9 protein-coding genes are annotated in these 10527 nt (G+C 41.6%); 2 read left to right on the forward strand and 7 right to left on the reverse strand.

Features of this window, described 5'->3' with window-relative positions:
* Positions 1-290 precede the first annotated feature (290 nt).
* A complete protein-coding gene (locus NCWK1_RS09095) occupies positions 291-941 on the forward strand; it encodes a PEP-CTERM sorting domain-containing protein (protein WP_103124486.1) in 651 nt (216 codons plus the stop codon).
* 522 nt (positions 942-1463) lie between these two features.
* Entirely contained in the window at positions 1464-2615 is a 1152-nt protein-coding gene (locus tag NCWK1_RS09100) for a pyridoxal-phosphate-dependent aminotransferase family protein (RefSeq protein ID WP_096579696.1), read from the forward strand.
* A gap of 213 nt (positions 2616-2828) precedes the next feature.
* Here the strand turns inward: NCWK1_RS09100 and NCWK1_RS09105 are convergent, their stop codons facing one another.
* The 7 genes from NCWK1_RS09105 to NCWK1_RS29910 all read right to left on the reverse strand — a co-directional run.
* Positions 2829-3056, reverse strand: coding sequence for a DUF2949 domain-containing protein (locus NCWK1_RS09105; RefSeq protein WP_044499903.1), 228 nt, complete (start codon positions 3054-3056; stop codon positions 2829-2831).
* A 486-nt stretch (positions 3057-3542) separates the two neighbouring features.
* Entirely contained in the window at positions 3543-4049 is a 507-nt protein-coding gene (locus NCWK1_RS09110) for a DUF192 domain-containing protein (protein WP_096585211.1), read from the reverse strand.
* A 115-nt stretch (positions 4050-4164) separates the two neighbouring features.
* A complete protein-coding gene (gene recG, locus NCWK1_RS09115) occupies positions 4165-6663 on the reverse strand; it encodes an ATP-dependent DNA helicase RecG (protein WP_103124487.1) in 2499 nt (832 codons plus the stop codon).
* 228 nt (positions 6664-6891) lie between these two features.
* Positions 6892-7713, reverse strand: a complete 822-nt coding sequence (locus tag NCWK1_RS09120; RefSeq protein WP_103124488.1) for a hypothetical protein — start codon at positions 7711-7713, stop codon at positions 6892-6894.
* A gap of 307 nt (positions 7714-8020) precedes the next feature.
* Entirely contained in the window at positions 8021-8965 is a 945-nt protein-coding gene (tsf, locus tag NCWK1_RS09125; RefSeq protein ID WP_103124489.1) for a translation elongation factor Ts, read from the reverse strand.
* 149 nt (positions 8966-9114) lie between these two features.
* Positions 9115-9909: a 30S ribosomal protein S2 gene (gene rpsB, locus NCWK1_RS09130; protein WP_096579702.1), complete on the reverse strand. Its 795-nt coding sequence runs from the start codon at positions 9907-9909 to the stop codon at positions 9115-9117.
* Between the two features lie 166 nt (positions 9910-10075).
* The coding region (locus NCWK1_RS29910) for a DUF2610 domain-containing protein (RefSeq protein WP_222838777.1) at positions 10076-10527 on the reverse strand (452 nt) is incomplete at its 5' end.

Here is a 10527-nt window from a genome sequence, read left to right on the forward strand (position 1 = left end):
AGATAAGAGTATCTAGTATCATCAATAGCTCACAAAGCATCTCATCTCGTCCTAGCATCAGGATGCCTAAATATGTACTAATTTTTCATGGGGGTAAAAAGCAGCTATCCTCAGTTGGGAAGAGAGTGAGCCTCAGTTAGTAGCTCAAATAAAGAGGAGGATGAGAGAAAATGCTTTAGTCATTTTCTCATTTTTGATCGCAGCAGTTGATTAATGATAATCTTTTATGTAATTTTTTGTATGTAATTCTTTTTGGGAGCAAGTTTGTAATCTTTACAATAGTAAATACAATGAAAAACTTTGGCTTGGCAAATATGTTACTGCTGGCTGGTGCTGGAGCAACATTTGTTTTTGCTGCTAGTCCATCTCAAGCAGCAGTGATTAACATCTCAGATTTTACTGGATGGCAGGGTATTGGCAATTTTAGTTTGAGTAGTCAACAAGCCATTATTTCTGGTGGTGGAGTTGCCGAAACTGCTGTAGAGTCATTCTTAGGACTAGCCAGCGGAGCCTTAGATACTTTGAATAGTCAAAATGTTAACAATGCTTCGGCAATTAAAAATACTATTACAGTCCAAGCTGGTGATGTTTTGACGTTTGATTGGCAGTTCAAAGCAGGTGACTATCTGCCTTATAATGATTTTTCTTTCTACTCTATTGGTACTTCTCTCAATAAACTGGCTGATGTAAGACAAGTGGGGAATTTTGGACAAACTTCATCTCAGACTGCTTACACATTCACAACAGGGGGAACATACACTGTAGGATTTGGAGTTGTCGATATATTCGATCAGTACCTAGCCTCAAGTCTAACTGTTCGCACTTCTGGAGGTAATGAACCTGTTCCCGAACCCGTAACTATCATCGGTTCGTTAGCAGCAGGTGTTTTTGGTGTAGCTTTACGCCACAAAAAAAAAGCAGCGACTAAAAGCCAAAGCTGAAGCTTAAACTAAGAATATATAACTTTAGTCTAAAAATTTGCACCTCATTTACCGACAATCGGCTGTAAAGGATCACAGAGAGCGATCGCACATCGCTCTTATTTTATGAGTCAAAATAATTAGGGAGATTTCCCTGTTACCTATTTCCTGTTCAAACTAGACACGACAAAATTTTCTAAGTCATTGTACCTGTACCCAATTTGTGAGATTCTAGATAATCGCTGCTATCAAACTTCAACAAACTGGGTGAAAACTTAGATGTCTCCTTCACGTTAGCCAAAGATTAACCCCTAGTAAATTATCAGACGTGGTGATTGATACGTCTGCTGAGATTGCCTCAAACCAGGTTTCAGGTTATCTAGAATTCTCAATAAATTGTAAAGGTCAAGCTGACCAAGAATTTTATGGATTTGGAGAATACAAAAAATACTGGTGCAGAACTCAAATAAATATGTATAAATTTTGCTCCAGAATTAACCATCCCTAAACCTTTAACTATTATTTGATTATTAGGACAAAGACATGGAAGATAAGCTGATGCTGATGATTCCTGGCCCGACACCGGTGCCAGAAGCTGCTTTACTGGCTTTAGCCAAACACCCCATTGGTCATCGTACCAGTGAGTTTAGTAACATTTTGGCAGAGGTGACAGCTAACCTTAAATGGCTGCACCAAACCGAAAGCGATGTACTGATGTTGAATGTCAGCGGTACAGGTGCAGTAGAAGCTGGGATTATTAATTTTCTTTCTCCAGGCGATCGCGTTTTAATTGGTTGTAATGGTAAATTTGGTGAACGCTGGGCTGAAGTTAGCCAAGCCTATGGTTTAAACGTTGAGACTATTACTGCGGAATGGGGTAAACCTTTAGACCCAGCACAGTTTGCTGAAAAACTGCAAGCCGATACAGCTAAAGAAATCAAAGCTGTTGTTATCACCCACAGTGAAACATCTACCGGCGTTCTCAATGACTTAGAAACCATCAACCGCCACGTTAAAGAACATGGTGAAGCTTTAATCATTGTTGATGCTGTAACTAGTTTGGGTGCTTTCAATTTACCTGTTGATGCGTGGGGATTAGATGTCGTCGCCTCCGGTTCGCAAAAAGGTTACATGATTCCCCCAGGCTTGGGTTTTGTTTCTGTGAGCGCTAAGGCATGGGAAGCTTATAAAACAGCTAAATTGCCAAAATATTATTTAGATTTAGGTAAATACCGGAAATCTGCGGCTAAGAATACCACTCCTTTCACTCCCCCAGTGAATTTAATTGTGGCACTGCATACTACCTTGGGGATGATGAAAGCAGAAGGTTTAGAATCAATTTTTGGCAGACATGAACGGCAAAAGAATGCTACCCGCGCAGCTATTAAAGGATTAAACTTACCGTTGTTTGCCGCAGATAGCTATGCTAGTCCAGCAATTACAGCAGTAGCACCGCCAGATATTGAAGCGGATAAAATTCGTTCGTTAATGAACAAGCGTTTTGATATTGCTTTAGCCGGTGGTCAAGACCATTTGAAAAATAAAATTTTCCGTATTGGTCACTTGGGCTTTGTCAGCGATCGCGATATCCTTAGCTGCATAGCATCCCTAGAAGTCGTGCTGTTAGAACTAGGCTATGAAAACTTTACTCCTGGTGCTGGTGTAGCGGCAGCAGCTAGAGTACTCAATGGTTAACAGTTAATCATTAATGGTCAATCGTCAATGGTTGAAAACTAAAGATAAATGACCAAAATTAAAAGAGCGAGTAGAATAACCATCTTTAACTCGCTCTTTCAACCTGCATTTAAATAAGTAGGATTGGTAAAAGTTAATTGTCCTATCTATCAGCCTCGTTCCTAGGCAGGGTGGATGTGACATACCTTAATTCTCCCCCATGAGCATTCATACTTAAACAGTTTCTAGCCAATCATAAATTTGTTCTAACTGTTCCATCGTAATCAACCCATACTGCCAAAGAATCATCGGCAAAGGCCCAGGATCTTGTTCCCGATGCCGTAAAGCTACTGCTAGAGATGCTGCCGAAATTGACAAATCTTCCTGTAAAAAATGAATCAGTCGTGAATATGTTGATGGTGACATTTGTAACTCACCTCCTTGTTTAGTTTGTATGGTCATATATCTATTCACCATTCCTCTTTTGTCCGCAGCTACTACTTCAGTTGAGACTATGCAATTACCGGATTAAGATCCCAAAATATTGCTTGATAATCCTTAAATAGAACACTTTTTCCCAAAAATTGAGCAATCTCAGGCTCTAAATTATCGGTTTGTTTAATTTTCTAGCAGCACTTCAGCAAGTTAAATTAGCTTCATCCTCAATTTGCCTGAGTGTTCTATTTAATTACACTTTAAGTAACAAAGATTCCATAGCCTATGCTCCCTTATGAGAGACTGTTTACACTTACGCCAAAAGGAAGATTTTTCGCAATGAAACCTTAAGATTGTTATTTTACCTCTTAAGTAGTTTTTTTGACTATTTTTGTAATCATATTAGATGCCCTAGAGACAATTAGCTAGTTTATATCTACTTAACAGTTTTTTTACAAAAAAATTATTGATTAGATATTTTTCTAGCTTATTTAACAAGGTTTTTAGGGCTTATTACCGTAAACTACTGTTCTGTAAAAATTTAATTTTGACACTATCTCCTAACTTGAGCTTTAATTCTTTGGCTCGTCCTGCACGCAGTTCAATTACAGTATCAATTGGTACGTTTGGCCCATAAGTCCCACAAGGTTCACTAGGACAAGGCGGTGCAGCAACCTGAATATACTTCACTACCCCATTTTGTAAAAAGACCATATCCAGCGCCACAGGCACATTCTTCATCCAAAACTGCACAGGTTGTGCCGAAGGAAACTTGAATAACATACCGCGATTATCTGGTAATGCAGGTCTATTCATCAAGCCTTTTGCCTGCTGTTCTGGAGTTACTGCCACTTCCAACTCAATTTTTGTCCCGTTAGGAACAACCGCTGTAGCTGAAATTGGTAGTGTCTGACCAGTGGCTGTTGGTACTTGAATAGGAGTTTTAGCCGTTGATTGGGTAGAACATCCCATCAGAAACAGACTGAGCATAATTGGTAGTAAACTTAGCCAACGTATCATAAAATTTGCCATTTTGTTATTTAAATTTTGATTTTACAGAATTTCCCCCAGAAAGCCCACTTCTTTTGGTATCTTTTTTGGTCTTATGAGCAATTATGGCTTCATCATTGTTGCGTTAAGTTAAAATGGCACCGCCCATCAACCTGTCATATCGGTATTTCAACTCTTCTTTCATCAAATACCAGCGCTCTAAAGTCACATCTATTTCTATGACTTTCTCGGCGGCTTGGCGTGCTAAGAGCAATACTTCTTCATCTTCTACTAAACTAGCTAAGGTAAAATCTGGCACACCAGATTGACGAGTTCCCAGGACTTCACCAGGGCCGCGAAAACGCATATCCATTTCCGAAATGAAAAAACCATCCTGGGATTGTTCTAATACTTTCAGCCGTTGTTGAGCATCAGGATTTCGGGAACTGCTCATTAGCAAACAATACGACTGAGCCGCACCCCGACCGACACGTCCCCGTAGTTGGTGTAGTTGCGATAAACCAAAACGTTCTGCATTTTCAATGAGCATTACCGTAGCATTCGGTACATCTACACCCACTTCAACTACAGTTGTAGATACCAAAATCTGCGTTTGGTTATCTCGAAATTTCGTAATTGCTTCGTCTTTTTCGGCGGAACTCATCCGCCCGTGCAGCAACCCGACTTGAAAATCGGCAAAGACGCTTTCTTGTAACTTTTGATGCTCTTCTACGGCCGATCGCAAATCCAATTTCTCTGATTCTTCTACCAACGGCAACACTACATAAGTTTGCCTACCTTGGGCAACTTCCCGGCGAATGAGATCATAAGCATGGCTACGTTGCTGGCTTGTTAATGCGGTGGTTTGAATTTTTTGCCTTCCCGGTGGTAACTCATCAATTTGGCTGACATCTAAATCCCCGTGAATTGTTAACGCTAGTGTCCGAGGAATGGGAGTCGCTGTCATTGTTAATACATGGGGTTGTTCACCTTTTTGTTGTAATAGCGCTCGCTGCTTCACTCCAAAGCGATGTTGTTCATCTATCACTACTAACCCCAAGCGATGAAAGTTTACTGGGTCTTGAATTAAGGCGTGAGTTCCTACTAATAAAGGTAATTGCCCTGTTTCTAAGAGTGCGTGAATTTCTCGGCGTTTGGCAGTTTTGGTGGAACCTGTGAGTAATTCCACTGGTAAATGCAACAAATTAAACCAGCTAACTAATTTGCGATAATGCTGTTCGGCTAATACTTCTGTAGGAGCCATTAAAGCACCTTGGTAGCCAGATTGTATTGCCGCTAAAATTGCTACCACCGCCACGACAGTTTTACCGGAACCAACATCGCCCTGTACTAGACGATTCATTGGTGTGGTTTTTTGCAAATCATTTAAAATATCATTCAGAACTCGTTGCTGTGCGCCAGTTAATTGAAATGGTAAGATTTCGTAGAATTTTTCAATTAATTGACCTTTAGGTGCAAGAATAGCACTGGTTTGAATAGCCTTGGCTTGCTGCTGACGTTGGAGTAAGCCGAGTTGCAGATAGAAAAATTCATCAAATACCAGACGACGACGGGCAGATTGTAAGGTATCGCTATCAGTAGGAAAGTGGATATTAGCGATCGCATCTTTCAATTCCATCAAATTATACTTTTCCCGCAGACCTTTAGGCAGTGGGTCTTTGAGAGCAGTCGCCGCAGGCAAAACTGCTGTTACCGCCTGACGCACCATATTCGCCATCACCCCTTCCGTTAGGGCATAAATTGGCACTACTCGCCCAATAGTCAGCGACTCAATTGTGTCACCTGGATTTGCTAAAACTTCTAGTTCTGGGTTATCCAATGTCAAGCCATATTTACTTTCTTTCACCAACCCACAGGCAGCTACCACACTACCGACCGGGTAGCGGCGTTTCATACTTTCTTGCCAACCACGGCTAGTAAACCGCGCCCCGGCTGAAAAGCGACCAACTTTAATTTGACCTGTATTATCTTTAAGTACCAGTTCTAAAATCGATAGCTTTTGATTTTTTGGGCTAGTAAAACAATTGCAGCGCTTCACACTAGCCACGATAGTTACTGTTTCACCCGCCTGCAACTCGCGGATATTTACCTGACGCGCATAATCAATGTGGTCGCGGGGATAGTAAAACAGCAAATCCCGCACAGTATACAAATGCAAAGCTGCTAATTTGTCAGCTTTGCGAATACCTATTTCTGGTAAGTCGCTAAGTTTTTGGTCAATTTTTGGTGCTAGTCTCCGACTCACCTCATTTACAACGGGCGTAGCCTTGGGAACTTTAGATTTATAAATCCTCCCCTGCTCCCCTGCTCCCCTGCTCCCCTGCTTTTCTATCTCCTCCGGGTCTTCTTGCTGTTTTTGCAGTTGGTCAAGATACCTACGAGTTGTAGTAATTAAAGTTTGTCTATCTTTGACTTCCAAATTGGGATAACTGGCAAATTTTGTCGCCAATTCTTGCCAACGGCGACGTTCAATAGCCGGGATAGCAGCTGGAAATTTCCCAAAAGTCAAGCTGAGAAATTCACTAAAACGGTATTGTTTGCCCATCAAGTCTATAAAGCCATGTTCTGCTTCTATTGCCAAGGCTTTATGCAAGCGTATCCAATCTGGTGTGTCATTAGTCATTGGTTGTTTGTCAATGGTCAATGGTCAATGGTGAACCAGCGCGGTCTTCTCCCAAAGGGAGAGGCTAACGCCCGCCGTAGGATGCCCAAAGGGCTGTAGGGGGTTTTTCCCCATGAGCGACTGGTGTTAGCGCAGCGTTAGCGACGTTAGGAGCGTCACCCCGAAGGGGTCATTAATCATTGGTGATTTTGGTCATTTGACTTTGGACAAAGGACAAAGGACAAATGATTAATCCTCATACCAACTTGAGCGCCAAGCCGCTTCGGCTTCTGCAATCGAACGTTCCCGCTGCTTTTTTTGATATTCCCGTCCGAGTTTTTGGAGTTGTACTAAGATATTACGAATTTGCTTGCGGCTAGAAGCTAATGTCGTATCAGCAAATTCAATTTCTCCTAGTCGCAGATTAATGGCCATAACCTGTGTCAAGCTAGATTCATCTTCATCTTGGTCATTGTCAATTTCAATCACCAAGTTTAAAAGATTTGGCGGCCCTGGCATAACTTCTGCGGCTGCTTCAGAAGCTGCGGCGGCTGCTTCTAAAATTGGTTCTGGGACTGTTTTGGGTAAAATATCAGCTTTTTGCAACAACACATTGGTGTCGTGAGAGATTTTTTTGAGTGCTTGTTGCGTCAATTCTTCTAAGCTATTTTGCCATTTTGCCAGTTCTACAGGGTTAGAAGAGTCAGGAGGATTGAGTCGTGAATTCTCCACAATAAGTTCTTCGTCATCCCCTTCATTTTCTTCAACATTCTCATCTTCTGTAACTGCTTCACCATTAATATAGGTGAGTAATTTCTCAGATAGCTGTTTTCCTAATTTGCGAATGGCTTGTTGCAATTTCTGCCGTTGATTTAAAGACAACTTTAAAAAGTTTTCGGGATAACCTTGAGTACACAGATGGTAACTTGCCAGAATCAACTGCTTCCGCACGGCTTCACCTAAAAGGGTGAGATAGATAGTATAGGCGCTTTGAAGTTCTGCTGCGATCGCCCGTATCGCTTCTTCCAGCATTGCCAAATCCCGATCAATTCGCTCAATTGCTCTCGCCATATCTTTTCTTAATTGCCCATCATCCGATTTTAGATTTTAGATTTTGCGAAAAGTTGCGTGGGCGGCTTTGCCGACTTGAGCAAACTTTTCAAGACGATTTTGGATTGAGAATCGCTCTTTGCATCTAGCTTCCGTCAATCAGTTTTTCAATTGGTATCCAACTAATTTTGGTACAAATGTACGCAGTTATCTTCTAATAATAAAATACAGGTCAGTTTAATGTAACTGACCTGTCTTAAAAAAGTCATTTGTCCATAGTCAAAAGTCAATAGTCTATAGTAATAAATTTTGACTATTGACGACCAAATTACTTAGCTCCGATTTGAGCCGCAACTTCATCAGCAAAGTTAGTTTCTTGTTTTTCAATGCCTTCGCCTAGGATATAGCGCACAAAGCGGGTGACTTCTACTTCTTCACCGACTTTAGCCTTAACTTGCTTGACCAATTCTTCTACAGAAATACTTTGGTCACGGATGTAAGGCTGATCGAGCAAAGTCATTTCTTTGAGACGTTTGTCAATCCGTCCTTGAACAATCTTTTCTCTGATGTTCTCAGGTTTATTTGCCAAATCATCTTTGCCCATTTCGATGTCTTTTTCTTTTTGGACAACGGGAGCCGGAATTTGGTCTACGCTGACATACTCAACGTTGGGACAAGCTGCAACTTGCATAGCAGCGTTCCGTGCCAAGTTTTGGAATTCTTCGTTACCCGCAGCTGATTCAGTGGCGGATTTGATCTCAACCAGTACACCAACACGACCACCAGTGTGGATATAGCTATCTACTACTCCTGGTGTACCCTCTGGTAATGCAAAGTTGATAAAACGGCGTACCTGAATGTTTTCACCGAGTTTAGCAATTGTTTGCTTGATAAATTCATCTACAGTAACGCTATTATCTTCGATGTAAGGTTGAGTCAGCAAAGACTCAATACTATCGGCATTAGCAGCTTGCTGTGCAAGACTCTTAACTAGAGATTTAAAAGCCTCATTTCGGGCAACGAAATCGGTTTGACAGTTAACTTCTAGTAGCACGCCTACTTTACCATCAGGGTGAATGTAGGTGTCTACTAAACCTTCAGCTGCGATGCGATCGCTTTTTTTACCCGCAGAAGTAATACCCTTTTTCCGTAGCCAATCTGTAGCTTGTTCAATGTCGCCGTCGTTTTCTTTCAGCGCCTTTTTACAGTCCATCATGCCGGCACCAGTTTTTTGGCGTAGCTCTTGGACGAGTTTTGCAGATATTTCCGCCATGTTGCCTCAATTCCTAACTTGACCTAGAGTTTTTATCGCTTACGGGCGTTGAGTATTTCTATCTTACTCAGAACTGAAGAAAGTCTGAAGTCTGAAGCTTGAAGTCTGAAGTTTTATTTTTCATACTTCAGAACTTCATCCTTCCTCCTTTATTCCTCCTCTTCGTCGTCGGGAATTAACGAGTCAGAGTATTCACTTTCGTCGTATTCGTAATCTTCCTCGCCGCCTTCGTAGTCTTCGTAATCTTCTTCTGCATCTAGCTGACCATGACGGCCTTCATAAATTGCATCCGCCAATTTGCCAACTATCAGCTTAATAGATCTAATAGCGTCATCATTTGCGGGGATAGGAATATCTACAACATCTGGGTCACAGTTAGTATCCAACATGGACACAATGGGAATGGAAAGTTTCTGACATTCTTGAACTGCGTTATATTCCCGGCGTTGATCTACAATTACTACCACGTCAGGGACTTTCCGCATGGTTTTAATCCCACCCAGGTATTTTTGTAGCTTTGCCATTTCCCGACGCAGCATCGAAGCTTCTTTTTTCGGCAATAAATCAAGAGCGCCGTTTTCTTCGCGGCGTTCTAAATCTTTGAGGCGTTCTACCCTAGTTTTAATGGTTGCCCAGTTAGTGAGCATTCCACCTAACCAACGCTGGTTAATATAGTGAGAGCCACAACGAGATGCTTCTTGAGCAATGATTCCGGCTGCTTGACGCTTTGTACCGACAAACAAGAATTTTTTTCCTTGCTCGGCTTGGGTTCTCATGTAGCTGTAAGCGTCTTCCATCAACTGGGCTGTTTGCACCAAGTCAATGATGTGTACACCATTGCGGGAAGTATAAATGTACGGCGACATTTTTGGATTCCAGCGACGGGTTTGGTGTCCAAAGTGAACACCTGACTCCATCATTTGAGCCAATGAAACGACTGGCATATATTCTTAACTCCTATTCGGGTTAAACCTCCACCCAGGTGTATTTTCTATAATAGAAAACACCCGAACTCCTGGATGTGCGGAATTTAGACAACTCTACTAGGGTAACACAGTTATGCTAATTGTGAATAAAAGCAATGATTTGATAGAGGTAGTTGCTTAGTCCCTACTTCTTCTGGTTGGCATTACTTAAAGCATAAATAGACAATTCTCGGAAAGAAACATTATTCTCGCGCGCAATCTTATATAGCTTTTGAAATGACTCAACGACATCCTTGGGAATTTCACAGCCTCTTGCTTTTTCTACCCAATTAAACTGGGCTGTGGTTGGAGGTTCATCCAGTTTCCAATCCCACACATAGACTTCAAAAGGAGATTTTATCGTTCCGCAGATTATTGGAACAGTAAAGCGAGTCAGAAGCTTCATCTTATCGTTTATGGGCAGCAAACCAACCCGATCCTCGATGGCTTTAACTAGCTGGGGTTTAGCTGGCTGTAATTTTTCCACTTTATACAGCTTCAGCAGATTGGTATAAGCAATCTGTACATACATGGGCCAGGCATCTTCGCTATCTGGTTTCGTTGTTTTCTCTAGTAGTCCACCAAGGAAATTTTGCT

Origin of the sequence: Nostoc cycadae WK-1 (assembly GCF_002897135.1) — a bacterium.
GTDB lineage: Bacteria > Cyanobacteriota > Cyanobacteriia > Cyanobacteriales > Nostocaceae > Nostoc_B.